Source organism: Pseudonocardia sp. DxW (assembly GCF_058448985.1).
This window is the reverse complement of the sequence record NZ_JBZFLK010000006.1, coordinates 180,028-203,227: the sequence shown is the minus strand read 5'-3', so window position 1 is coordinate 203,227 and position 23,200 is coordinate 180,028. Positions and strand designations below refer to the sequence as shown.

Sequence of the window (23,200 nt, the reverse complement as noted above, 5' to 3'; positions counted from 1 at the left end):
TGACGACGTGCTGGCTGGGCCGTGGGGACCCGGGTCCGGTCAGTCGGCCGGTTCGGTGTGCAGGGCCGTCCACACCCGTTCCGGGGTGAGCGGCAGATCGCGGATGACGACCCCGGTCGCGTCGGCGACCGCGGCCCCGAGCGCGCCGGCGGTGCAGAGCAGGGCGCCCTCGCTGATGCCCTTGGAGCCGTACGGGCCGGGTCCGTCGTGGTTCTCGATCGCCGCCGAGACGAGATCGAGCGGCACGTCCTGAAAGGTGGGGATCCGGTAGTCGAGCGCGCCCAGGTTCCGGATCCGGCCGTGCTCGTCGAGCAGCAGCTGCTCCATCTGGCTGTGCCCGAGGCCCATGATCGCGGCGCCCTCGTCCTGCGCGACGACCTGCAGCGGGTTCAGCTCGGCGCCGGCGTCGCCGACGGTGACGTGCCGGGTCAGCAGCAGCTCGCCGGTCTCCTGGTCCACCTCGACCTCGATCGCGGTGGCGTTGAACTCGTAGAACGCGGCGTCGCCGCCGAGCGGGTGCCCGGCGCGGCCGCGCAGCCGCCGGGTGCCCTGCCCGATGAACTCGCCGTGCAGCGAGCCGAGCGCGGTGCGGGCGGCGTCGGCGAGTGGCAGCTCCCCGTCCGGGGTGAGCAGCACCCCGGCTGCGTGGTCGAGCAGCTCCTCCGGGGTGCCGGTGGTCTCGGCGAACAGCTCCAGCACCTGCCGGCGCACGTCCCGGCAGGCGCGCAGCACCGCCGTCCCCATGAACACCGTCGACCGGCTCGCCGAGGTCTGCAGGTCGAACGGGACGGTGGCGGTGTCGCCGCTGACCACGGTGACCCGGTCCAGCCCGACGCCCAGCTCGTCGGCGAGGATCTGCTGCCAGAGCGTGCGGGCGCCCTGGCCCATGTCGGAGGTGCCGGCGTAGGCGATGGCGCTGCCGTCGGACAGCAGCCGGACCAGGCTCTGCGACAGCCCGGACGTCGCACCGGGCTTGATGCCGACGGCGATGCCGCGGCCCCGGTTCGGCGCGGGCGGCTCGTGCCAGCCGACGAGCTCGGCGGCCTTGTCCAGGGCCTGGCGCCAGTCGCCGTCGGCGGCGGCGGGCGACCCGCCGCGGATGAACTCCTCGCCGCGGGCGACCAGGTTGCGGCGCCGGATCTGCAGGCCGTCGATGCCGAGCCGGCGGGCGGCGGCGTCGAGCTGGTTCTCGGTGGCCCAGCAGACCTGCGGGCTGCCGAACCCGCGGAACGCGGTGCTCGGCGTGGTGTTGGTCAGCACCGCGCGGCCCTCGATGCGCACCGACGGGATCCGGTACGGGCCGGCCGCGACGTAGCTGCCCTTGGTCATCACCCGAGGCGCGACGTCGGCGTAGGCGCCGATCTGGTAGTCGGCCCGGACGTCGTGGAAGGTGATCGCGCCGTCGGCGGTGAAGCCGGTGCGGGCGTGCACCCGGCAGCCGGCCCGGCGCATCGACCGGAACGTGTCCTCCAGCGACAGCACCAGCCGGCAGGTGCGTCCGGTGCGCAGTGCGAGATGGGCCAGCAGCGGCTCGAACCGCGGGTTCTGCTTGCCGCCGAAGCCGCCGCCGGGATCCGGCGCGACCACCCGGACCCGGCTCAGCGGGAGGTCGACGAGCGCGGCGATCGTGCGTTGCAGCAGGTAGGGGTGCTGGACGGGGGAGTAGACGTCGAGCCCGCCCTGGTCGGTCGGCACGACGACGGTGCCGCCCGGCTCGATCGGGAAGTGGGTGACCATCGGGAAGGTGTAGACGTCCTCGACGACCAGCTCGGTATCTGTGACTGTGTCGGCGCCGGGTTCGGGGGCGGCCCCGCCCCAGCCGTAGTGGACGTGTTCGAGGACGTTGCCCCCGGCGAGCGGATCGCCGTCCGGGCGGACCGACGGGTCCTGGACCAGCGGTGCGTCCGGGGCCAGCGCGTCGTCCAGGGTGTAGACGCCGGGCAGCTCGGTGTAGTCGATCCGGACCGCCCGGGCCGCCTCGCGGGCGGCGTCCAGGGTCTCGGCGGCGACCGCCGCGACCGGCTCGCCGTGGTAGGTGACCCGGCCGGTCGCCAGCACCGGGCGGTCCCGGTGCGAGATCCCGAACCGGGGCATCGGATCGGGCAGGTCGGCGGCGGTGAGCACCGCGACCACGCCGGGCACGGCGAGCGCGGCGGACGTGTCGACGGCGTCGATCCGGGCCGAGCCGACCGGCACCGACACCAGCGCGACCTGGGCGGCGCCGGGGAACGGCAGGTCGGCGAGGAAGCGCTGGGCGCCGGTGGTGCGGTCGGCGCCGCCGTAGCGCAGCACCGGTGCGCCGACCTCCCGGTGCGGGTCGGCGGCCGGGTGCCCGGTCGCGTGCTCGCGGACGTCAGTCATCGGCGGCCGCCCGCCGGTCGGCGGTCGCCCGGACCGCGCAGACGATCCGCTGGTAGCCGGCGCAGCGGCAGAGGTTCCCGGCGAGCGCGTCGCGGATCTGTGGCTCGGTCGGGTCCGGGGTGGTGCGCAGCAGGTACTCGGCGGAGACGACCTGGCCGGGGATGCAGAAGCCGCACTGCACGGCGCCCGCGGCGAGGAACTCCTGCTGCAGGTCGGTCAGGCCGTCCCGGGACAGGCCCTCGATCGTGGTCACCTCGTGGCCCTCGACCTCCAGGCACAGCACCAGGCAGGCGTTGACGGCGCGGCCGTCGAGCAGCACGGTGCACGCCCCGCACTCGCCCTCGGTGCAGCAGCTCTTGGAACCGGGCAGGTCCAGCTCGTCACGCAGCGCCTCCAGCAGGGTGCGGTGCGCCGGGACGGCGAGGGTGTGCCGCGTCCCGTTGACCGTGACGGTGACGCGCTGGCTGCCTGCTGCCCCTGTCGGCCCTGCGGTCGGTGAGGTCGGTGCGGTCACGGGGTCACCTCCTGGAGGCGTCGGCGGTCGGTGGCGGTGTCGATCGCGCGGCGGGCGAGGACCCGCAGCATCGCGGTGCGGTAGACCTGCCCGCCCCGGACGTCGGAGATCGGGGTGGCGGCGCCGAGTGCCGCGTCGACGGTCCCGTCGACGGGGACCCGCAGCGGGGTGGGCGCGACGGCGCTGAGCCCGAGGGTCACCGAACCGAACCGGTCGACCGCGGCGGCGACGCCGACGGTCGCGAGATCCACGCCGCGGCGCCGGGTGAGCCGCTGGAACGCCGAGCCGGAGCCGGGCGCGGGACGCCCGATCGTCAGCCCGGTGACCAGCTCGCCGGGGCCGCAGGCGGTGCGCCGCGGCCCGTGGAAGAACTCGGCCAGTGCGACGGTGCGGGAGCCGCCGGGCGAGGTGATGGTGACCGAGACGTCGTGCACCAGCAGGGCGGGCGCGGTGTCCGCGGCCGGAGAGGCGTTGCACAGGTTGCCGACCAGGCTGGCCCGGTTCCGGATGGCGACCGAACCGACGGTGCGGGCGGCCTCGACGAGCGCCGGGAACCACTCCTGCACGGCCGGATCGGCGACCAGCTCGCCGAGGGTGAGGGTCGGCCCGACGGAGATCCCGTCGTCGGTGACCCGCAGTGGATCGGGCAGGTCGTCGAGCGCCTTCAGGTCGACGATCACGGTCGGCACGACGGTGCCGTGCCGCAGCCCGACCAGCAGGTCGGTGCCGCCGACCAGCGCCCGGGCACCCGGTTCGGCGAGCGCCGCGAGCGCGTCCGGCAGGCTTCGCGGGCGGTGGTACACGGACATCGGCGTCGATCCCGTCCCTTCGCGTGGTCGGCCCGGATCAGGGATTGACGATGATCTTGATCGCGCCGCTGGCCCGGTCGTTGAACGTGGCCAGGGCCTGTTCGTACTCGGCGAGCGGGAACCGGTGGGTGATCAGCTCGGCGGCCTGCATCCGGCCGTCGGCGACGAACGGGATGACCCGCCGCATCTCGCCGGCCGAGGCGCGCGAGCCGACCAGCTCCAGCTCGTCGAGGACGAGCGGCTTGCAGGCGAGCAGCACGTCCTCGGTGGGGATGCCGACCATCGCGCACCGGCCGCCGCGGCGCAGCATCGCCATCGCCCAGCCGAGGGTCTGCGGGACCCCGGCGCACTCCAGCACGACGTCCGCGCCGAGACCCCCGGTGAGCTCGCGGACCGCGGCGACCGGATCGCCCGCCTCGGAGTCCACCGTCTCCGAGCCGAGCGCGGCGGCCTTGTCCAGCCGGTAGCCGCGGCCGACCACGATCACGCGGGCGGCCCCGCAGATCCGCGCACCGTCCGCGGCGAGCATGCCGATCGCGCCCGCCCCGGTGACGACGACGGTGTCGCCCGGCTCGATGTTGCCGCGCCGGGCGACGTGCAGCGCGATACTGGCCGGGTCGATGACGGCGCCGAGATCGTAGGAGACGGTCTCGGGGAGCCGGAAGATGCACTTGACGTTGTGCACCGCGTAGGTGGCGTCGACGCCCTGGTGGTTGTGCCCGTACTGGGCGTGCAGGCCGGGCCTGCCGTAGTTCTCGCAGAGGTTGTAGCGGCCCTCCACGCACTTCTGGCAGACGCCGCAGGCGTTGTGGCTGGTGCCGGCGACCCGGTCGCCGACCGCCCAGCCCAGCTCGGCGACGCCCGGGCCCAGTGCGACGATGTCGCCCGCCCACTCGTGGCCGGGGGTGAACGGGAACGCCGGCGGCCAGAAGCCCGGGTAGTCACCGTTGATCAGGTGCGCGTCGGTGCCGCAGATCGAGGTCGAGCGCACCCGGGCGAGCACCTCGTTCGGGCCGGGCTCGGGAACCGGCTGCTCCTGGATCTCCAGAACGCCGGGTTCCAGGACCACCAGGGCCTGCATGGTGTCGGTCATCGTGGCTCCACGTCGTCGGGTGTGCCGCAGGCCGCGCTCCGCGAAGCGGGGCGGCGCCGGCCGACCGGGTGATGCGGTCATGGCGACCACTACATCTATCGATAATCGAAAGCTACCAAGGTGTGCGATGGAGCGGCAACGTTTTATCGATAATCGATTGATCGTCGTGGACCTCGTCGGTGGGACGACCGCCGGGCGGCCCGCCGCGACCCGTCCGGTCAGGAGGTGCGGGCGGCGGCGAGCTGGTCGCCGTCCTCGGTCGCCGCACGGCTCAGCATCAGGGACCGGACGTGCAGCTGGTGCCTGCGGGCGGCGTCGGCCGCGCCGTCCGGGTCCGGTGCGGTCAGCGCGGTGAGGATCTCCCGGTGCTCCAGGAGGATCTCGTGCACGTCGACGTCGGGCAGGGTCAGCGTGAGGAACGTCCTGGCGAACGGCGCGAGCTGCTCGAAGGTCTGCTCCAGGGCCCGGTTCCCGGACGCCTGCACGATCAGCTGGTGGAACCGCACGTCGGCCTCGGTGACGGCCGGGAAGTCGCCGTCGGCGAGCCGGTCGAGCATCCGGTCGACCAGCTCCTCCAGGGTGGCGACGGTTGCCGCGGACAGCCGGTCGGCGGCCAGCCGTGCGGCGAGCGCGTCGATCTCGGCGCGCACCTGGCTGACGTCGGCGAGCTCCTTGGCGCTCGGCATCCGCACCCGGGCGCCGCGGCGGGGGTGCATGGTGATGACGCCGATCGCGGCGAGCTCGCGCAGCGCGTCGCGCACCGGCGACTGGCTGAACCCGAGCTCCTTCGCGAGCTGGAACTCCACGACCCGTTCCCCCGGCTTGTAGTGCCCGTGGATGATGCGGTCGAGGACGAGGCGTTTGACCTTGTCCGACAGCAACTCTCCACCGAGGTCGGGGGACGGGCCGCTCGCGGTCATCGGATGGTCTCCTTCGTCGGTCAGCTGCCCACCGAGTCTCGCAGGTCCAGCCGGGCCCGTGCCTGGGCCGGGGTCGCGACCTCGCGGTGCAGCAGTCGGGCGATCGCGGTGATCCGCTCGACCTGCGCGGCGTTGGACTCCGCGAGCGTGCCGGGGCCGTCCCACAGCGAGTCCTCGAGGCCGACCCGGGCGTTGCCGCCGAGGGTCAGCGCGATGGTGCCGAGCCGCATCTGGGCCGAGCCCGCCCCGAGCACCGACCACTCGACGTCGTCACCGAAGAGCCGGTGCGCGGTCCGGCGCATGTGCGCCAGGTCCTCCAGGTCCGCGCCGGTCCCGCCGAGCAGCCCGAACACCGTCTGCACGAACAGCGGCGGCCGGACCAGCCCACGGTCCAGCATCGACGCCAGGTTGTACAGGTGCGCGGTGTCGTAGCACTCGAACTCGAAGCGGGTGCCCTGGTCGCCGCAGAGCTTGAGGATCCGCTCGATGTCGGCGTAGGTGTTCTTGAAGACGATGTCCTTGTTGCTCAGGTGCGCGTGCTCCCAGTCGTGCTTCAGCTCGGGGAACCGGTTGAGCATCGGGAACAGCCCGAAGTTCATCGAGCCCATGTTGAGCGAGGCGAGCTCCGGGGCGAGCTGCACGGCGGGCGCGATCCGCTCGTCGACGGTCATCTGCGGGCTGCCGCCGGTGGTCAGGTTGATGACCACGTCGGAGCGGTCCTTGATGATCGCCAGGACCTCCTTGAACAGGCCGGGATCCTGGACCGGGCGGCCGTCGTGCGGGTCACGGACGTGCAGGTGCGCGATCGCCGCACCCGCCCCGGCCGCGGCCAGGCTCGCCTCGGCGATCTCCTCCGGGGTCACCGGGAGCGCCGGCGACATGGTCGGGGTGTGGATCGCGCCGGTCGGTGCACAGGTGATGATCGCGGGCTTCGCTGCCGTGCTGGCCATCGGTCCCTCCAGGAAGGGTCGTTGAACTATCGATAATCGATGGTAGCCTCCGATCATGCCGTTGCCAACGACCGGCGACCGCGAACGCGGGCCCGCCGCCTTCCGGACCCCGGAGGAGACCCTCGCCGCGCTGGCACTGCCCCGGCGCGGGATCACCTACTCGCTGTCGGTGCCGCGGTTCACCGGGATGCCGCTGTTCGGTGCGCACCCGCCGTTCCAGGTGAGCATGTCCCGCACCCCCGGCGGCCTGCGGGCCGAGGGGCGGCAGCCGTGGGGCCCGCGCAACGAGGTCAACCTCGGCTACATGGCCGAGCTCGTGAGCGCCACCTCGCACTGCGGGGCGCACGTCGATGCGCTGGCGCACATGACGATCGGCGAGGACGACCACTGGTACGGCGGGGGCAACGCGCGCGAGCACCTCGGCGACGGCGGGCCCCGGCTCGGTGACGCCTCGAAGCTGCCGCCGTTCATCACCCGCGGCGTCCTGCTCGACGTGGCCGCCCATCGCGGCGTCGACGCGCTCCCGAAGTCCGACCCGGTGACGGCCGACGAGCTCGCCGCCGTCGCCGACGCGCAGGGCGTCGAGGTGCGCTCCGGCGACGTCGTGCTGATCCGGACCGGCTACCTCGGCAAGTGGCCGGACACCGAGGCGCTCGCCCGCCACGCGACGGCGGGCCCGGACATCAGTGCGGCCCGCTGGCTGCTCGACCGCGGCGTCGTCGCGGCCGGCAGCGACACCGAGACCTTCGAGGTCCAGCCCGCGCCGGACCCCGGCGAGCCCGCCAACCCGCAGCCGGTGCACACGCTGCTGCTCATCGAGAGCGCGATCTACCTGTTCGAGTCCATCTACCTGGAGGAGCTCTCCCGGGACCGGGCGTACGAGTTCCTGTTCGTCGCGCTGCCGATCAAGATCGAGGGGGCGACCGGGTCGATGCTCGATCCGGTGGCGATCATCTGACCGCGTCCCGGGGGGCGCCGCCCCAGCCGAGCACCCGGGACAGGCCGAGCGCCGCGGTGCGGACGGCCGGGACGACCCGGGCCGGCGCGAACCGGGTCGACCAGCCGGTGATCGAGAGCGCGGCGACCGCGATCCCGTCCGGGTCGAGCACCGGCGCCGCGACGCAGGCGACACCGGGTGCGGACTCCTCGTACTCCTCGGCGTGCCCGCGCGCCCGGATCTCGGCGAGCCGCTCGGCCAGCAGGCCGGGGGCGGTGACCGAGCGCGGGGTGCAGCGCACCAGGCCGCGCTCCAGGGCGGCGTCGAGCAGCTGCGGCGGGCCGAACGCCAGCAGCACCTTCCCGACGCCGGTGCAGTGCGCCGGCATCCGCCCGCCGAGCCGCGACGGCAGCCGCGGCCCGCCGGCGACCGACAGTTTCTGCAGGTAGATCACGTCCGCGCCGTCCGGCACGGCCAGGTGCACGGTCTCCCGGGTGGCCTCGTGCAGGTCGGTCAGGATCGGCATCGCCGACTCCTGCAGGTCGCGCTGGCGGGGCACCACCTGGCCCAGCTCGAACGCCCGCAGCCCCAGCCGGTAGCCGCCCGGCGTGCGCTCGACCATCGACCAGGTCTCCAGCTCACCGAGCAGCCGGTGCGCCGTCGGCTTCGCCACGCCGCTGCGCCGGGCCAGCTCGGCCAGCGACACCTCGGGCTCCCCGGCCCGGAACCCGGCGAGCAGCCGCATCGCGCGGCCGAGCATCGACGGCCGGTCCGCCCCGGCTGCGTTTCGCACAGTGGAACGCACGGTGCCATCGTTGCGCACCGCGTACGGCACCGTCGAGCCATGACCACCTCGACACCCACCGACGCGGTGCGGACGGCGGCGGACCGGCTGCTCGACGCGGCCCGCAGCGGCACGCCGTGCGACCCGGTCCGCGCCCTGCTGCCCGACACCACCGTCGCCACCGGCTACGCCGTGCAGTCCGTGCTCACCGCCGCCCACCTGGAGGCCGGCCGCACCGTCGCGGGCCGCAAGATCGGCCTCACCTCGCCCGCCGTGCAGGCCCAGCTCGGGGTGGACCAGCCGGACCTCGGCGTGCTCTACGCCGACATGGCCTGCACGCAGGACGTCCCGATCGACATCGGCCGGCTGCTGCAGCCGCGGATCGAGGCCGAGATCGCGTTCGTGCTGGGCGCCGACCTCGACCACGACGACATCGACACCGCCACCGCCCGGGCCGCCGTCGCCCAGGTGGTGCCCGCCCTGGAGATCGTCGACAGCCGGGTCGCCGGCTGGGACATCACGATCGTCGACACGGTCGCCGACAACGCCTCCAGCGGCCTCTACGTGCTCGGCGACGACCGGCACGAGCTCGGCGACCGCGACCTGCGCGAGGTCGCGATGACGCTGACCGGCACCGACGGCGAGGTGCTGAGCTCCGGCACCGGCGCCGCCTGCCTCGGCGACCCGGTCGCCGCGCTGGTCTGGCTGGCCCGGGTGTCGCGCGAGTACGGCTCCCCGCTGCGCGCCGGCGAGGTCGTGCTCTCCGGCGCGCTCGGCCCGATGACGCCGGTCGCGCCCGGCAGCTCCTTCACCGCCACCCTGTCCGGCCTCGGCGAGGCCCGGGCGAGCTTCACCGGAGGTGCCTCGTGACCGGCCGCGCGAAGGTGGCGATCGTCGGGTCCGGCAACATCGGCTCCGACCTGATGATGAAGGTCGTCCGGCTCTCGGAGACCCTGGAGATGGCCGCGATGGTCGGCATCGACCCGGACTCCGACGGCCTCGCCCGGGCCCGGCGGCTCGGCTTCGCCACCACCGCCGAGGGCGTCGACGGGCTGCTGGAGATGTCGGTGTTCGACGACATCGACGTCGTGTTCGACGCGACGTCGGCCGGCTCGCACATCGCGAACGCCCGCGCGCTGGAACCGCACGACAAGATCCTGGTGGACCTGACCCCGGCCGCGATCGGGCCGTTCGTGGTGCCGCCGGTGAACCTGGCCGAGCACGCCGACGCCCGCAACGTCAACATGGTCACCTGCGGCGGCCAGGCCACCATCCCGATGGTCGCCGCCGTCGGCCGGGTCACCCCGGTCCGCTACGCCGAGATCGTCGCCTCCATCGCGTCGAAGTCGGCGGGCCCCGGCACCCGCGCCAACATCGACGAGTTCACCGAGACGACGTCGGCGGCCATCGAGCGGGTCGGCGGGGCGGAGCGCGGCAAGGCGATCATCGTGCTGAACCCCGCCGAGCCGCCGATGATCATGCGCGACACCGTGCTCTGCCTGGTCGACGACGCCGATCCGGCGGCGATCCGGGACAGCGTCGCCACGATGGTCGCCGAGGTCGCCCGGTACGTGCCCGGCTACCGGCTCAAGCAGGAGGTGCAGATCGAGCCGGTCGCCGACGACGAGCCGCTCGGCACCCTGCTCGCCCCCGGCAGCCCGCGCCCGGCGCTGCGCGTGTCGGTGTTCCTCGAGGTCGAGGGCGCCGCGCACTACCTGCCCGCCTACGCCGGGAACCTCGACATCATGACCTCGGCCGCGCTGCGGACCGCGGAGCAGCTCGTCGCCGCCCGGTCCGGCGCGGCCCGGCCCACGGAGGCACTGGCATGACCGACCTGTACGTCCAGGACGTCACCCTGCGCGACGGCATGCACGCCATCCGGCACCGGCTCGACCCGGCCGACCTGCGCCGGATCGCCGCCGCGCTGGACGCCGCCGGGGTGGACGCCATCGAGGTCTCGCACGGCGACGGCCTGGCCGGCGCCAGCATCACCTACGGACCGGGCAGCAACACCGACTGGGACTGGATCGCGGCGGCCGCCGAGGTCGTCGAGAACGCGGTGCTCACCACCCTGCTGCTGCCCGGCATCGGCACCCTGGAGGACCTGCAGAAGGCCTACGACCTGGGCGTCCGGTCGGTGCGGGTGGCCACCCACGCCACCGAGGCCGACATCGCGGTGCAGCACATCGGCCGTGCCCGCGAGCTGGGCATGGACGTGTCCGGCTTCCTGATGATGTCGCACATGGCGTCGGCCGCGGACCTCGCGACGCAGGCCAAGATCATGGAGCGCGCCGGGGCGCACTGCGTGTACGTCACCGACTCCGGCGGCCGGCTCACCCCGGCCGGCGTCCGCGACCGGATGCGCGCCTACCGCGACGTGCTCGACCCGGCCACCCAGATCGGGATCCACGCGCACGAGAACCTGTCGCTGTCGGTGGCGAACTCGGTGGTCGCGGTGGAGGAGGGCGTCACCCGGGTCGACGCGTCGCTGGCCGGGCACGGCGCGGGGGCGGGCAACACCCCGATCGAGGCGTTCGTCGCGGTCGCCGACATCTACGGCTGGAAGCACGGCTGCGACCTGTTCGCGCTGCAGGACGCCGCCGACGATCTCGTCCGGCCGCTGCAGGACCGGCCGGTCCGGGTCGACCGGGAGACCCTCACGCTGGGCTTCGCCGGCGTCTACTCCAGCTTCCTGCGGCACGCCGAGCGCGCCGCCCGGGCGCACGGCCTGGACACCCGGGAGATCCTCGTCGAGGTCGGCCGCCGCGGGCTGGTCGGCGGGCAGGAGGACATGATCGTCGACATCGCGCTGGACCTGGCCGCGGCCCGCGGCTGAACGTCCGCGGCTGAACGTCCGCGGTGGCGCGGTGGCGCGGTGGCGCGGTGGCGCTGGGGCACGGGGGCGCTGGGGCCCGGGGCGCTGGGGCGCGGTGGCGCTGGGGCGCTGGGCGTCCGCAGCGCTGGTCGCCGTGCCCGCCCCGGGGCTTCGCACCCCGTGCACGGCGTCGCACCCCTTGGATCGGGATCTCGCCCCCCAGCACGGCGTCGCACCCGCTCCAGTCGGTGCGGGGTTGCGCTGGGGGCGCGGCAACCCCTCCGGCGGGGTGCGTCATTGCGTCGCGGGCGCGGGCGTCGCACTGTTCAGTGTCGGCGCGGGTGTCGCACTGTCAGCGCAGGCGTCGCAGTCCCGTTCGGCGTCGCGCCGCGGCCGGCCGTCGCGACGCGTCGCGCCGTCGCACCGCCGGCACGCCGTCGCACCCCTGGCGGCTCGTCGCACCCGCTCCAAGGGGTGCGAGGTCGCGCTGGGGGTGCGAGGTCCCGCTCCAAGGGGTGCGAGGTCGCGCTGGGGGTGCGGCGTCCCGATCCAAGGGGTGCGATGGCGTGCTCCGGGTGCGCCGCCGTCGACCGTGCGGCCGGTCAACCGGGACGGACACCGGTCACGCTGGATCGGCCTCCACCGAGGCCGAGGCCGGGGCCGTGCCCGTGCCCGTGCCCGAGCCCGAGACACAGGCGGCGCAGACCGGTCCCGGCGGCGTGCACAGCGCGACCGGGACGATCCGCGCGCCGCACCGGACGCGGAACCGGCCCGATGCCCCGGCGAGGTCCGCGACGTAGGTGTCGGCGTCCACCCGGTGGTCGAGACCGTCGTCCAGGGCGGTGATCCGGATCGAGAACCGCGCGCCCCGCTCCGGTCGCGACCGGTCGGACCTCCACACACCCACAGCGCCCTCAACTTGTTTAAGCAGGTTGCATGGTCCCGTCCTTCGCCGCCGGTGTCCAGCCGCCCGGTGCCGGTGCGGGCACCGGACCGGCACCCGGACGGGCAGGTACGGTGCGCGACATGGCTGTACGACTGCGGCCGACGCACGAGATCGCGGCTAATCTGCGCGCTGCGATCGAGGCGGGGGAGCTGCCGCCCGGCTCCCGGCTGCCCAGCCGCGCCGCGCTCGCCGAGCGCTACGGCGTCGCCGAGCTGACGGTGACGCACGCGATGACCCAGCTGCGGCACGAAGGGCTGATCACCAGCCGCGCGGGCGCCGGCTCGTACGTCCGCGGCCCGCAGCAGCTGCTGCGGGCCGGCCGGTTGCGGCTCTCCCGCGCCGAACGTGTCGCCGGGCGCGGGACGTTCGCGACCGATGCGCACAGCGGCGGCTGGACCGCCCGCTCCGACGTCGAGGTGCGCACCGAGCGGGCCGACGCGACGGTCGCCGTGTACCTCGGGATCGGCGAGGGCGACGAGGTGCTCGTCAGGGACCGGGTGATGTACGCCGACGACGAGCCGGTGCAGCTCGCCACCAGCCACCTCCCGGCGGCGATCGCGACCGGCGCGATGGCCGAGCCGGACTCCGGCCCCGGCGGGATCTACGCCCGGCTCGAGGAGGCCGGGCACATCCTCACCCACTACGAGGTGACGGTGCGGGTCGGCCGGGCGACCGAGAGCGAGGCCGCGGCGCTGCGGACGACGCCCGGGACGCCGCTGCTGCGGCTCGTCCGGCGTGCGCACACCGCGACCCGGGTCGTCGAGGTCAACCTGATCACGATGATCGGCGAGCGGTTCGAGCTCCACTACGAGGCGCCCGCGGAGTGACCGGCGCGGCCCGGCCACGGCGGGATGAACCCCCCGGCTTGCCAGCGTCTCCGCCGCGGCGCCATGCTGGTGGGGTGAGCGAGAAGTCTGTCGCACTGGACCTCGACGACGCCGGACTGGCCCGGGCCCTGCCCCGCCCGCCACACGGCCACGACGAGATCCAGGACGTACCGTTCCGCCCGGTGGGATTCCGGGACGACGACCTGCCCACGGCACTGGAGCGTTCCGCGCTCTGGCTGCGGGAGGTCCAGGAGTGGTTGGGGGAGCCGGTCGACGTGATCGGCGTCCATCTCGACTACGACGACAGTCCGGACGGCATCTACTACGAGGTCAAACTGCTCTGCAACGACGAGGACCTGGCCGGGGTCCCGATCGCGCTGCGCAGCCGTAACGGTGCCGCCGGAGAGTCCGCCGGGACCACCACCACCTCCTGATACCCGACCGTCACTCCCGCCCGCCGGGTCGCGCTCAGCCGAGCGCGATCCGGCGGGCGGCCGCGTTCGCGGCGGCGGCCCAGCGGGTCACCGCCTCCGCGGTCGCCCGGCCGGCCGGTGCGGCGACGGCCAGCCCGGCGAGCGCCGCGGGGACCGCGACGCCGACGGCGGCGATCTCGATGTCGCTCTCGTTGTGCACCACGGCGTAGCCGCGCTCGCGCGCCTCGGCCACCGATCGCTCCAGCCCGGCCCGGCCGGCGACCCGTTCCGCGCGCTGCGCGTCGTCCATCGCGGCGATCACCGCCACCCCGGCCGAGGTGCGGTGCGCCGGTAGCTCCAGCCCGACCCGCCCGGCGACCCGCAGCGGCCGCCCGCTCTCCGCCGCGTCGACGAAGCGGGCCGTCGCCCCGTCGACGAGCACCAGCGAGACGGTCTCGTCCAGCTCGTCGCGCAGCGCCTCCAGGTGCGGACGGGCCCGGTCGCGGATCCCGAGCACGCCGACCGCCGCCATGCCCAGCCCGATCAGCGCCGGACCGGACCGGTAGCCGCGGCCGGACGGGTTGCGGGACAGGAACTCGTAGTGCTCCAGCATGGTCAGCAGCCGGTGCGCGGTGGAGCGCGCCACCCCGATCTCCCGCGCACACTCCGAGATCCGCAGCTCGTCGCGGCTGCGCAGCATCAGCAGCAGGCGCAGCGCGTTGCCGACCGACTCGATCGGATAGGCCGGCCGGGCCGGCGGTGCGGAGTGTGTCACCGCGACATCCTCCCCCTCCTTGACGAGCGCTCGCCGTCTCGGGCACTGTCACGTACAGCAGGACAGTACAAGAAATCGTCCTGCTCAACAGAACAACCGTGACACATCTCGACGACGAGAGGGAGACCGTGGCAACGGAGGCGTTCCTCGCCCGCCGGGCGATCGACGTGCACGTCCACGTCACCGAGGGCGGTGGTGCGGCCGGTCGCGACGCCGCCAGCCGCGAGTTCCAGCAGGCGTCGGCGGCCGTGTTCGGCAGCGGCACCCAGACCACCGTCGACTCGGTGGCCGACCACTACCGCGAGCGTGACATCGGCGCCGTCGTGTTCGCCGTCGACAGCGAGACCGCGACCGGCCGCACCCCCGTCCCCAGCGAGGAGGTCGCCGATCTCGCCGCCGCACACGACGACGTGCTGATCCCGTTCGGCAGCGTCGACCCCTGGCGCGGCCAGGTGTCGCTGCGCCGGATCCGCAGCCTGGTCGCCGAGCACGGGGTGCGGGGCTTCAAGTTCCACCCGTCCACCCAGGCGTTCTACCCGGACGACCACCGGTTCTTCCCGCTGTACGCGGCGATCGAGGAGGCCGGCGTCCCGGTCGTGTTCCACACCGGGCAGACCGGGATGGGGACCGGCCTGCGCGGCGGCGGCGGGATCCTGCTCAAGTACTCGAACCCGATGCACCTCGACGAGGTCGCCGCGACCTTCCCGGACCTGACGATCATCATGGCGCACCCGTCCGTCCCCTGGCAGGACGAGGGACTGGCGGTCGCCATGCACAAGCCGAACGTCTACATCGACCTGTCCGGCTGGTCGCCGAAGTACTTCGAGCCCAAGCTCGTGCGCTACATGAACCGGCTGCTCACCGACAAGGTCCTGTTCGGCAGCGACTACCCGCTGATCAGCCCGGACCGCTGGCTGCGCGACTTCGCCGGTCTCGACATCGACGACGACGTGCGGCCCCGGATCCTCAAGGACAACGCCGTCACCGCGCTGGGCCTGGTCCCCGCGGCACCGCAGACCACGACGGGAGCGACCACCCGATGAGCCGACTGCAGAACGTGTCCGTGCTGGTGAGCGGCGGTGGCCGGGGGATCGGCCGGGCCGGCGCGATCGCCATGGCCGCCGAGGGCGCCACCGTCGGCGTGCTCGATCTCGACGGCAGCGCCGCGGCCGCGGTCGCCGAGGAGATCGTGCAGGCCGGCGGGAACGCGCGCGGCTGGAAGGTCGACGTCGTCGATCCGGACCAGGTCGCGGCCGTCGTCGAGGAGACCGTGCAGTGGGCCGGCGGGGTCGACGTCTTCGTGCACTCGGCGGGGATCGTCGGCCCGGCGATGCTCAAGGACATGACGCTCGAGTCGTTCGAGAACGTCGTGCGGGTCAACCTGACCGGCACCTTCGTCTGCCTCACCGCACTGATTCCGCACTGGACCGGGCGCGGCCACGGGAAGTTCGTCGCGCTCGCCTCCCCGGCGGCGGTGCGCGGCCAGGTCGGCGGCGGCAACTACGCGGCCGCGAAGGCCGGCGTCGTCGCACTGGTCAAGACGGCGGCGGCCGAGCTGGCCCGGCACAACGTCACTGCGAACGCGCTGCTGCCGATCGCGGCGACCGAGATGTCGGCGACCGTCCGGGAGAACCCGAAGCTGGAGGAGAAGTTCCTCGGGATGATCCCGCTGCGCCGCTGGGCCACGCCGGAGGACATCGCGCCGAGCCTGGTCTACCTGGCCTCGTCCGACTCCGACTACATGACCGGCGCGGTGCTGTCCGTCGACGGCGGCCGGACGATCTGAGGAGGACCCCGGTGCATCCCTGGACGGTCGCCGAGCAGCTCCGCTGGGTCGCGGCCCGGCGGCCCACCGACGTCGCGCTGGTCGACGACCACGGGGAGTCGAGCTTCGCCGAGCTGCACCGGCGGGCGTCCGCGCTCGCCGGGCACCTCGCCCGGTACGCGGGCGGGCGGGTCGGGCTCTACCTCGCGAACCGGCGGGAGTGGGCCGAGGCGTTCTTCGCCTGCCAGCTGGCCGGGGTGGCGGCCGTCCCGGTGAACGACCGCTACCAGGAGCGCGAGGTGCGCCATCTGGTCTCCGACGCCGACGTCCGGCTGGTCGTCACCGACGGCGCGGCGCACCGGGCCGAGGTGCTCGCCGGCCTGTCCGGCGACGTCGACGTGCTCACCACCGGCCCGGACTACGAGCGCGCCCTCGCCGACGCCGGACCGGTCGCCCCCACCGGGTCCGACGAGTCGGCCGTGCTCTACACCTCCGGCACGACCGCGCTGCCCAAGGGCGTCGCGCTGAGCCGCGCCAACCAGGCGTTCGGCACCTGGCTCGGCCCGGCGACCCTGCTCGGCCTCACCGCCGCCGACACCGTGCTGATCTCCACCCCGCTCGGGCACCGGGTCGGGCAGGTCCGGCTGCTCGGCGGGGTGCTGTCCGGCGGGCGCACCGTGCTCAGCGCCGACGCCCGGCCGGCCACCCTGGTCGACGCCGTGGCGCGGCACCGGGTGACCGTCACCGGGATGGTCCCGACGATCGCCCGCGACCTGGTCGGCTCCGGCGCGATCGGCGACCGCATGCGCAGCCTGCGGGTGCTGAGCGTGACCGGCGAGGCGACCACGCCGGAGCTGCGCGAGGCGGTCGCCGCCGCGCTGCCGGGCACCGAGCTGTGGACGTTCTTCGCCTCCACCGAGACCGGGCTCGCCGCGGCGCTGCCGCCGGCCGCGTTCACCACCCGGCCCGGCTCGTCCGGGCGGGCGCTGCCCGGGGTGGAGCTCGCCGTGCGCGATCCCGAGGGCGGCCCGCGGTCCGGTTCCGGGGCGGGGGAGGTGCTGGTCCGGTCCGGGGCGCCGGGGAGCTACGCGGTCGGCGCCGGTTATGTCGGCGCCGCCGCCGGGACACCGTTCACCGACCCGGACGGCTGGTTCGCCACCGGCGACCTGGGCGAGCTGGACGCCGACGGCTGGCTGTCGATCACCGGCCGGTCCAAGGACATGATCCTCTCCGGCGGGTTCAACATCGCCGCCGCCGAGGTCGAGGAGATCCTGCGCCGCCATCCCGGGGTGCGTGACGTCGCCGTCACCGGTGAGCCGGACGAGCGGTTCGGCGAGCAGGTCGTTGCCTGGGTGGTGCCCGCCGACGGCGAGCGGGTCACCGTGGAGGAGCTGCGCGCCTTCACCTCCGAGCAGGCCGCAGCGTTCAAGCGGCCCCGCACGGTCCGCTTCGTCGACGCGCTCCCGCGGACCGCGACCGGCAAGGTCGCGAAATGGCAGCTGGCCCGGTGAGCACCGCGGTCGAGGTACCGGACGCCTACCACCGGTTCGCCGACGACGCCGCGGCCTGGCTCGACGACCACGTCCGGGAGCTGCCCGACGTCGACACCGACGAGGGCTTCGCGGCGCACCGGGAGTGGGAGCGCACGCTGTCCGACGCCGGCTGGAGCGGGCTGTCCTGGCCGCGGGAGTACGGCGGAGCGGGCGGCGACGTGCTGCACGAGGCGATCTTCGCGGAGGCCTACGAGCGGGCCGGCGGGCCGGTCCGGATCACCCGTCCCGCGCTGCGCTTCCTCGGGCCGGCCCTGATGCACGCCGCCGATCCGGGACAGCGGGCGCGCTGGCTGCCGCCGATGCTGCGGGCCGAGGAGATCTGGTGCCAGGGCTTCTCCGAGCCCGGCGCCGGCAGCGATCTCGCCGCCGTCGGGACCCGGGCGGTCCGCCGTGACGACGGCTACGTCGTCGACGGTCAGAAGACCTGGACCACCTACGGACGGCACGCCGACCGGATGTTCGCCCTGGTCCGCACCGGCCCGTCCGGCGGGCGGCACCGCGGGCTCACCTGCCTCGCGATCGACCTCGCCGCACCCGGGGTCGACGTGCGCCCGATCCGCCAGGTACACGGACGCGCCGGCTTCGCCGAGGTGTACCTGACCGGTGTCCGGGTGCCGGTCGCCGACCGGATCGGCGACGAGGACGACGGCTGGGCGGTCGCGATGCGGCTGCTGTCGTTCGAGCGCGGGCCCGATGCGGGCGGTCCGGCCCGCAGCCGCAGGCGGCTCGCGGCGCTGGCCGCCGACGTCGCCGCAGCTGCCGTCGCCGATGTCGGACCGGGGGACCGGGCCGGCGTCGAACGGGAGCTGGGCGCGCTGGTCGCCCGCACGCACGGCTACCGCTGCCACACCGACCGCCGGGTCACCGCCGCCTGGCGGGGAGAGCAGCCCGGCGCCGGATCGAGCGTGGTGAAGTTGTACTCCTCCGAGCTGGATCTCGACGTCGTCGAGCTGGGGCTGGACCTGTTCGGCGACGAGCGCACCGCGGAGGGGACCCCCGAGTTCCTGGACCTGTGGCACAGCCGTGCCGGGCGGGTCTACGGCGGCGCCGCCGAGATCCAGCGGACCGTCGTCGCGGACCGGCTGCTCGGGCTGCCCCGGTGAGGTCGCAGGCGGCACGGCTGTCCGGGCCGTCGGCGGAGCAGCTCGCGCTCGCCGAGGCCGCGCGGCCGGTGTTCGCGGCGGCGGCCCGGGCCGGATCCGGCGCAGCCGCGCCGCACGCCCCCGGTGCGGCCGCCCCAGCACCGGACGGCCCAGCACCGGACGGCCCCGGTGCGGACGGCCCGGCACCGGGCGGCCCCGACCGGGAGGGTCCCGGTTCGGGCGTCGCCGGCCCGCCCGGGCCCGGCTGGCGGGTCCTCGGCGGATCGGGCCTGTTCGGCGCGCTGCTCCCGGAGGACCGCGGCGGCCTCGGGCTCGCCCCGTCCGAGCTGGTGGCGATCACCGAGGAGGCCGGGCGGGTGCCGGTGCCCGGACCGCTGGTCGAGACGCTCTGGATCGCCGTCCCCGCGCTGGCCGCCGGCGACCATCCGCTGCTGGACCGGGTGCTCGACGGCCGCGCGGTCGCGACCGCGGCCGATCCGGCCGGGCGGGCGCCGGACCTGGACGTCGCCGCCGCGGTGGTCGTGCCGGGCGCCCGCGGCGACCTGCTGGCCGACCGGCCCGCCGGGGCGACCGCCGAGCGGGTGTCCACATCGGATCGGCTGGAGCGCTCGTTCCGGCTGCCGTCGGCGCTGGGCCGGACACCCGGCCCCGGCCCCGGCCGCGGCGTCCCGGCGTCCGGCGGCGATCCCGCGGGTCGTCCGGGCGGGCACCTGCTGCCGCCGCTGCTCGGGCTCGGCGCGGTCACGCTCGGCCGGCTCGGTGGCGCCGCCCACCTGGTCGGGATCGCAGCGCGGCTGCTGGAGATCGCCGTCGGGCACGCGCGGACCCGGGTCCAGTTCGGGGTGCCGGTCGGCAGCTTCCAGGCCGTGCGGCACCGGCTCGCCGACACCCACGTCGAGATCGAGATCGCCCGCAGCGCGGTCGGCGGTGCCGCCGCCGACGTGGACCGCCGCGACCCGGTCGCGGAGGAGTCCGTCGCCTGCGCCGCCGTCCTCGCCCGTCGCGCGTTCGGTGCCGCCGAGCGGCACTGCCTGCAGGCGCTCGGCGGCATCGGCTTCACCTGGGAGCACGAGCTGCACGTGCTGGTGAAGCGCGGGCACACGTTCGCGCACCGGTTCGGCTCCCGGCGGGACCTGGAGCGGCTGCTCGGCGCCGGGCTGCTCGACGCCGCCGCGGCCACCCCGCGGCCGGACCCGCCGCGCCCGCACATCTGACGACGACCGAAGGAGGAACCGTGAACGACCCAGGCAGGATCGACCCGGGCAGGATCGACAAGGGACGCATCGGCCACCGCTATCCGGTGTACCGCTACGAGGTGAGCCGCGCCAAGATCGAGGAGTACGCCGCGTCCGTCGGGTTCGCCGTGCCGGACGAACCGGTCGGCACCCCGGTGGAGGCGCCCGGGATGTTCGCCGCCTGCTTCACCGTGATGCGCGGCGCCGCCCTGCTCCGGGAGGACGACGGCCTCGGCGGCAGCGGCGCGATCGTGCACGCCGGCCAGGAGTACGAGTTCCACGGCCGGGTCCGCAGCGGCGACGTGCTGCGCTGCACCCCGACGATCACCGACATCCGCGACCGGGGCGCGCACACCTACCTGACGCTGGAGATCGAGTGCGTCGACGAGTCGTCGGAGCGGCCGGTGGCCACCAGCCGGCAGACGATCGCCTACCTGGGGGCCGCGGCATGACCATCGCGACGACACTGCGGCCCGGCACCGTGATGCCCGAGGTGCGGCACACCGTGGAGCAGGCCGACCTGATCCGCTACGCCGGCGCGTCCGGCGACTTCAACCGGCTGCACTGGGACGAGCCCTACGCCGCGCAGGCCGGCCCGACCGGCGGGGTGATCGTGCACGGCATGCTCACCCTCGGGCTGCTGGTCCGCGCGGTCGGCGAGTGGGTCGGCGGCGACGACCGGGTGCTGTCCACCTCGGTCAGCTTCCGCGCCCCCTGCCCGGTCGGGGCGACCGTGACCCTGCGGGCCGAGGTGCTGGAGAGCGACGGGAGCGCCGCCCCCGGCACCGCCGTGCTCGCCGTCGGTGCGGAGCTGCCCGACGGCTCGCCGGTGCTCGACGCCAAGCGCTCCCGGATCGTGGTGCGCACCGGCTGACCCCGGGCCCGGCGCGCGGCGATCGCCGGGCGCCGGGCCCCGGCGCGACGAGTGCCCGGCGCGGCCCGCACGTCAGGACGGGCTGAACTCCGTCGGCTCGGTCATCACCTCGACCAGCGTCGGGTGATCGACGCCGGCGGAGTCGGCGAGCGCGCCGCGCAGCTCGGCCAGGGTGTGGACCCGGCGCCCGGGCACCCCGAACCCGGTGGCGATGTCGGCGATCCGCGGCCCGGAGATGTCGACGCCGGGATAGATCCCGGCGGCGAGCGCGTCCCCGCCGAAGCGTTGCAGCGCGGAGCCGACGGCCGCGTAACCGCCGTTGTTGAGCACGACGTAGGTGACCGGCAGGCCGCTGCGGGCGGCCGACCACAGCGCGGGCAGCCCGAACTGGAACACGCCGTCGCCGAGGACGGCGGCGACCCGGCGGCCGGGCATCCCCATCGCGATGCCGAGCGCCGCGCCCATGCCCCAGCCGAGCGAGCCGGACGTCGACACGAAGTAGTCGTCGCCGCCCGCCTGGTGGGCGCGCTGCTGCAGGATGCCGCCCGCGGTCGTGGCGTCGCCGACCAGCGCGCTGCCGCGCAGCGCACCGGTGAGCACGTCGACGACCTCGCCGGGCCGCAGCACCGCGCCGCCGGACGGGGTGCGCGCGGGGGCGACCGGGGCCGGCGGGAGGTCCCGGGGCCGCTGGTCGGCGAGCGCGGCCGCCAGCGCGTCGACGACCAGGCCCTGGTCGCCGACCAGCCCGACGTCCACGCCGTGGATCATCGCGATGTGCCGGGCGTCGGCGTGGCCGTGCACCACCGGCACCCCCTCGGGCAGCGGCGGCACCCGGGCCGGCTCGAACTCGTTGAACAGCCGGGCGCCGAGGAACACCAGCAGGTCGGCGTCGCGCACCAGCGGATGGTCCGGCGAGTACTGGCCGCGGAAGTGAGGGTGGTCGGTGGGGAAGCCGGGACGTTCGAAGCCGCGCCGGTCCTCGTGCAGCACCGGCAGCCCGAGCTGCTCGCTGAGCGCGACCAGCTGCCCGACCGCGCGCACCCGGGCGATCTCGTTGCCCGCCACCAGCACCGGCCGGTCGGCGGTGACGAGCAGATCGGCCGCCGCGCGGACCGGGCCGGCCGCGGGCGCGGTGCGCGAGTCGAAGCGGAACCGGGCGACCTCGGGGACCGGGACCGGCTCGTCGTCCTCCAGGAGGTCCTGCCCGATCCCGACCCACACCGGCCCGGCCGGCTCGGTGACGGCGGTCCGGACGGCCCGGTTGACGTCCTCGGGCACGGCCGCACTGCTCAGCGACTGCCAGTCCGACTTGACGTACTGGTGCACCAGGTCGCGCATCCGGCGCCCGGTGGTGAACCCCTCGCGGGCCTGGATCGAGGACGGCTTGAGCCCGTTGAGCAGCACGACCGGGGAGTACCCGAGCTGGGCCGCGTAGAGGTGGCTCAGGCCGTTGGTGAGCCCGACGTTGGCGTGCAGGTAGGCGACCGCGGGTTCCCGGGTGACCCGGGCCAGCCCGTCGGCCATCGACACGGCGACGCCCTCGTGCGTGGTCAGCACGGGCTCGACGTCCTTGCGGTGCACGAGCGCGTCCAGCACGGCCGCCTCGGTGCTCCCGGGGCAGGTGAACAGCCGATCGACCCCCCAGTCGCGGAGTACGTCGAGCAGCGCCTGTGCGGCAGGCCGGGACATGGGTCCTCCGGAGGTCAGGGGTGGGTGACGAGTTCCATCAGGTGCCGGCGCAGGGTTCCGAACGCCTCGCCGGACCGGGTCGCGAGCTGCGAGCGCGGCCGCTCCAGCGGCACGTCGACGATCTCGGCGACCCGGCTCGGCGCCCCGCTGAGGACGACGACGCGATCGGCCAGGTACACGGCCTCGTCGATGTCGTGGGTGACCAGCACGACGGTGATGCCGAGCTCGGCGCGCACCCGCAGGATGAGGTCCTCCAGGTCGAACCGGGTCTGCGCGTCGACCGAGGCGAACGGCTCGTCCATCAGCAGCATGTCCGGCCGGTGCGCGAGCGCGCGGGCGATCGCGACCCGCTGCTGCATCCCGCCGGAGAGCTGCCACGGGTAGCTGCGGCCGACGTCGCCGAGACCGACGGCGTGCAGCACCTCGGCGATCCGCTCGTCGCGCTGCTCGCGGCCGACCCCCGCCACCTTCAGCGGGACGGCGACGTTGCGGTTCACCGACAGCCACGGGAACAGCGAGCGGCTGTAGTCCTGGAACACCACGCTCAACCGCTCCGGCACCGAGTCCAGCGGGGTGCCCTCGAACCGGACCTCGCCGGTGGTCGGCGGCAGCAGCCCGCTCAGGCAGCGCAGCAGGGTGGTCTTGCCCGCCCCGCTGGGACCGACGACGCAGACGAACTCGCCGAGGCCGACGTCGAACGTGACGTCGTCGATGGCGAGCCGCTCGGTGGGCCGGCCGGTGTTGTAGCTCTTGCGCAGCGACCGCACGGACAGCACCGGCTCGACCGCCGGGGTGTGGCCGGTCCCGGCCGGCGTCGTCAGGGGTTCGGTCATGGGG

Annotated in this window: 24 protein-coding genes; 13 read left to right on the top strand and 11 right to left on the bottom strand. The window is 74.8% G+C overall.

Annotated features, from left to right (window positions below; genetic code table 11):
* Positions 1-39: 39 nt before the first annotated feature.
* The 6 genes from ACVJO7_RS11660 to kce all read right to left on the bottom strand — a co-directional run bounded on the left by ACVJO7_RS11660 (position 40) and on the right by kce (position 6,647).
* Positions 40-2,361 carry a xanthine dehydrogenase family protein molybdopterin-binding subunit gene (locus tag ACVJO7_RS11660; protein ID WP_491672873.1) on the bottom strand — a complete coding sequence of 774 codons (2,322 nt, stop codon included), beginning with the start codon at positions 2,359-2,361 and terminating at the stop codon, positions 40-42.
* A complete protein-coding gene (locus tag ACVJO7_RS11655; RefSeq protein WP_491672872.1) occupies positions 2,354-2,875 on the bottom strand; it encodes a (2Fe-2S)-binding protein in 522 nt (173 codons plus the stop codon). The genes ACVJO7_RS11660 and ACVJO7_RS11655 overlap by 8 nt, the downstream gene beginning before the upstream one ends.
* The gene (locus ACVJO7_RS11650; RefSeq protein WP_491672871.1) at positions 2,872-3,684 is read right to left on the bottom strand and encodes an FAD binding domain-containing protein; all 813 of its coding nucleotides are present in this window, start codon (positions 3,682-3,684) and stop codon (positions 2,872-2,874) included. The genes ACVJO7_RS11655 and ACVJO7_RS11650 overlap by 4 nt, the downstream gene beginning before the upstream one ends.
* 37 nt (positions 3,685-3,721) lie before the next feature.
* Positions 3,722-4,777: a zinc-dependent alcohol dehydrogenase gene (locus ACVJO7_RS11645; protein ID WP_344020837.1), complete on the bottom strand. Its 1,056-nt coding sequence runs from the start codon at positions 4,775-4,777 to the stop codon at positions 3,722-3,724.
* A gap of 218 nt (positions 4,778-4,995) precedes the next feature.
* Positions 4,996-5,697: a GntR family transcriptional regulator gene (locus ACVJO7_RS11640; protein ID WP_344020835.1), complete on the bottom strand. Its 702-nt coding sequence runs from the start codon at positions 5,695-5,697 to the stop codon at positions 4,996-4,998.
* A 20-nt stretch (positions 5,698-5,717) separates the two neighbouring features.
* Complete coding sequence (gene kce, locus ACVJO7_RS11635) at positions 5,718-6,647, bottom strand: 3,5-dioxohexanoate:acetyl-CoA acetone transferase (protein ID WP_491672870.1); 930 nt, start codon at positions 6,645-6,647, stop codon at positions 5,718-5,720.
* Between the two features lie 55 nt (positions 6,648-6,702).
* Here kce and ACVJO7_RS11630 point away from each other — a divergent pair, with 55 nt between their 5' ends.
* On the top strand, positions 6,703-7,605 hold the full coding sequence (locus ACVJO7_RS11630; RefSeq protein WP_344020830.1) for a cyclase family protein: 903 nt from the start codon (positions 6,703-6,705) through the stop codon (positions 7,603-7,605).
* Here ACVJO7_RS11630 and ACVJO7_RS11625 read toward each other — a convergent pair.
* Entirely contained in the window at positions 7,598-8,377 is a 780-nt protein-coding gene (locus ACVJO7_RS11625) for an IclR family transcriptional regulator (RefSeq protein WP_491672869.1), read from the bottom strand. The genes ACVJO7_RS11630 and ACVJO7_RS11625 overlap by 8 nt on opposite strands.
* A gap of 51 nt (positions 8,378-8,428) precedes the next feature.
* Between ACVJO7_RS11625 and ACVJO7_RS11620 the strand changes: the two genes are divergently transcribed.
* From ACVJO7_RS11620 to dmpG, 3 genes are read left to right on the top strand one after another with little or no spacing between them, the layout of a single operon-like run.
* The gene (locus tag ACVJO7_RS11620) at positions 8,429-9,238 is read left to right on the top strand and encodes a 2-keto-4-pentenoate hydratase (RefSeq protein ID WP_491672868.1); all 810 of its coding nucleotides are present in this window, start codon (positions 8,429-8,431) and stop codon (positions 9,236-9,238) included.
* Entirely contained in the window at positions 9,235-10,197 is a 963-nt protein-coding gene (locus ACVJO7_RS11615) for an acetaldehyde dehydrogenase (acetylating) (RefSeq protein WP_491672867.1), read from the top strand. Before ACVJO7_RS11620 ends, ACVJO7_RS11615 begins: the two co-directional genes overlap by 4 nt.
* A complete protein-coding gene (gene dmpG, locus ACVJO7_RS11610) occupies positions 10,194-11,204 on the top strand; it encodes a 4-hydroxy-2-oxovalerate aldolase (protein WP_344020822.1) in 1,011 nt (336 codons plus the stop codon). The genes ACVJO7_RS11615 and dmpG overlap by 4 nt, the downstream gene beginning before the upstream one ends.
* A gap of 601 nt (positions 11,205-11,805) precedes the next feature.
* Here dmpG and ACVJO7_RS11605 read toward each other — a convergent pair.
* Positions 11,806-12,090, bottom strand: a complete 285-nt coding sequence (locus tag ACVJO7_RS11605; protein ID WP_491672866.1) for a hypothetical protein — start codon at positions 12,088-12,090, stop codon at positions 11,806-11,808.
* A gap of 119 nt (positions 12,091-12,209) precedes the next feature.
* On the opposite strand from ACVJO7_RS11605, the gene ACVJO7_RS11600 reads away from it, so the two are divergent.
* A complete protein-coding gene (locus ACVJO7_RS11600) occupies positions 12,210-12,956 on the top strand; it encodes a GntR family transcriptional regulator (RefSeq protein WP_491672865.1) in 747 nt (248 codons plus the stop codon).
* A gap of 74 nt (positions 12,957-13,030) precedes the next feature.
* Positions 13,031-13,390: a hypothetical protein gene (locus tag ACVJO7_RS11595; RefSeq protein WP_491672864.1), complete on the top strand. Its 360-nt coding sequence runs from the start codon at positions 13,031-13,033 to the stop codon at positions 13,388-13,390.
* Between the two features lie 34 nt (positions 13,391-13,424).
* On the opposite strand, the gene ACVJO7_RS11590 is transcribed toward ACVJO7_RS11595, so the two are convergent.
* Positions 13,425-14,144 (bottom strand): IclR family transcriptional regulator, encoded by a 720-nt coding sequence (locus ACVJO7_RS11590; RefSeq protein ID WP_491672863.1) that lies wholly within the window; start codon positions 14,142-14,144, stop codon positions 13,425-13,427.
* 128 nt (positions 14,145-14,272) lie between these two features.
* Here ACVJO7_RS11590 and ACVJO7_RS11585 point away from each other — a divergent pair, with 128 nt between their 5' ends.
* The 7 genes from ACVJO7_RS11585 to ACVJO7_RS11555 are packed head-to-tail and all read left to right on the top strand — an operon-like array spanning position 14,273 to position 20,674.
* Complete coding sequence (locus ACVJO7_RS11585) at positions 14,273-15,187, top strand: amidohydrolase family protein (protein ID WP_491672862.1); 915 nt, start codon at positions 14,273-14,275, stop codon at positions 15,185-15,187.
* Positions 15,184-15,930: an SDR family NAD(P)-dependent oxidoreductase gene (locus ACVJO7_RS11580; RefSeq protein WP_491672861.1), complete on the top strand. Its 747-nt coding sequence runs from the start codon at positions 15,184-15,186 to the stop codon at positions 15,928-15,930. The genes ACVJO7_RS11585 and ACVJO7_RS11580 overlap by 4 nt, the downstream gene beginning before the upstream one ends.
* A gap of 11 nt (positions 15,931-15,941) precedes the next feature.
* Positions 15,942-17,420: a class I adenylate-forming enzyme family protein gene (locus ACVJO7_RS11575; RefSeq protein ID WP_491672860.1), complete on the top strand. Its 1,479-nt coding sequence runs from the start codon at positions 15,942-15,944 to the stop codon at positions 17,418-17,420.
* On the top strand, positions 17,402-18,565 hold the full coding sequence (locus ACVJO7_RS11570) for an acyl-CoA dehydrogenase family protein (protein WP_491672859.1): 1,164 nt from the start codon (positions 17,402-17,404) through the stop codon (positions 18,563-18,565). The genes ACVJO7_RS11575 and ACVJO7_RS11570 overlap by 19 nt, the downstream gene beginning before the upstream one ends.
* A complete protein-coding gene (locus ACVJO7_RS11565; RefSeq protein ID WP_491672858.1) occupies positions 18,562-19,779 on the top strand; it encodes an acyl-CoA dehydrogenase family protein in 1,218 nt (405 codons plus the stop codon). Before ACVJO7_RS11570 ends, ACVJO7_RS11565 begins: the two co-directional genes overlap by 4 nt.
* Positions 19,780-19,799: 20 nt before the next feature.
* On the top strand, positions 19,800-20,252 hold the full coding sequence (locus ACVJO7_RS11560) for an FAS1-like dehydratase domain-containing protein (protein WP_491672857.1): 453 nt from the start codon (positions 19,800-19,802) through the stop codon (positions 20,250-20,252).
* The gene (locus ACVJO7_RS11555) at positions 20,249-20,674 is read left to right on the top strand and encodes a MaoC family dehydratase (RefSeq protein ID WP_491672856.1); all 426 of its coding nucleotides are present in this window, start codon (positions 20,249-20,251) and stop codon (positions 20,672-20,674) included. The genes ACVJO7_RS11560 and ACVJO7_RS11555 overlap by 4 nt, the downstream gene beginning before the upstream one ends.
* A 72-nt stretch (positions 20,675-20,746) precedes the next feature.
* Here the strand turns inward: ACVJO7_RS11555 and ACVJO7_RS11550 are convergent, their stop codons facing one another.
* Both ACVJO7_RS11550 and ACVJO7_RS11545 read right to left on the bottom strand, forming a co-directional pair.
* A complete protein-coding gene (locus tag ACVJO7_RS11550; protein WP_491672855.1) occupies positions 20,747-22,363 on the bottom strand; it encodes a thiamine pyrophosphate-binding protein in 1,617 nt (538 codons plus the stop codon).
* Between the two features lie 14 nt (positions 22,364-22,377).
* On the bottom strand, positions 22,378-23,196 hold the full coding sequence (locus ACVJO7_RS11545; RefSeq protein WP_491672854.1) for an ABC transporter ATP-binding protein: 819 nt from the start codon (positions 23,194-23,196) through the stop codon (positions 22,378-22,380).
* Between the last annotated feature and the right edge of the window lie 4 nt (positions 23,197-23,200).

Excerpts from the sequence above, each read along its gene's own strand:
- ACVJO7_RS11660 (WP_491672873.1), bottom strand. The coding sequence starts at position 2,361 with ATGACTGACGTCCGCGAGCACGCGACCGGGCACCCGGCCGCCGACCCG.
- ACVJO7_RS11650 (WP_491672871.1), bottom strand. The coding sequence starts at position 3,684 with ATGTCCGTGTACCACCGCCCGCGAAGCCTGCCGGACGCGCTCGCGGCG.
- ACVJO7_RS11645 (WP_344020837.1), bottom strand. The coding sequence starts at position 4,777 with ATGACCGACACCATGCAGGCCCTGGTGGTCCTGGAACCCGGCGTTCTG.
- ACVJO7_RS11640 (WP_344020835.1), bottom strand. The coding sequence starts at position 5,697 with ATGACCGCGAGCGGCCCGTCCCCCGACCTCGGTGGAGAGTTGCTGTCG.
- kce (WP_491672870.1), bottom strand. The coding sequence starts at position 6,647 with ATGGCCAGCACGGCAGCGAAGCCCGCGATCATCACCTGTGCACCGACC.
- ACVJO7_RS11630 (WP_344020830.1), top strand. The coding sequence starts at position 6,703 with ATGCCGTTGCCAACGACCGGCGACCGCGAACGCGGGCCCGCCGCCTTC.
- ACVJO7_RS11620 (WP_491672868.1), top strand. The coding sequence starts at position 8,429 with ATGACCACCTCGACACCCACCGACGCGGTGCGGACGGCGGCGGACCGG.
- dmpG (WP_344020822.1), top strand. The coding sequence starts at position 10,194 with ATGACCGACCTGTACGTCCAGGACGTCACCCTGCGCGACGGCATGCAC.
- ACVJO7_RS11600 (WP_491672865.1), top strand. The coding sequence starts at position 12,210 with ATGGCTGTACGACTGCGGCCGACGCACGAGATCGCGGCTAATCTGCGC.
- ACVJO7_RS11580 (WP_491672861.1), top strand. The coding sequence starts at position 15,184 with ATGAGCCGACTGCAGAACGTGTCCGTGCTGGTGAGCGGCGGTGGCCGG.
- ACVJO7_RS11570 (WP_491672859.1), top strand. The coding sequence starts at position 17,402 with ATGGCAGCTGGCCCGGTGAGCACCGCGGTCGAGGTACCGGACGCCTAC.
- ACVJO7_RS11555 (WP_491672856.1), top strand. The coding sequence starts at position 20,249 with ATGACCATCGCGACGACACTGCGGCCCGGCACCGTGATGCCCGAGGTG.
- ACVJO7_RS11550 (WP_491672855.1), bottom strand. The coding sequence starts at position 22,363 with ATGTCCCGGCCTGCCGCACAGGCGCTGCTCGACGTACTCCGCGACTGG.
- ACVJO7_RS11545 (WP_491672854.1), bottom strand. The coding sequence starts at position 23,196 with ATGACCGAACCCCTGACGACGCCGGCCGGGACCGGCCACACCCCGGCG.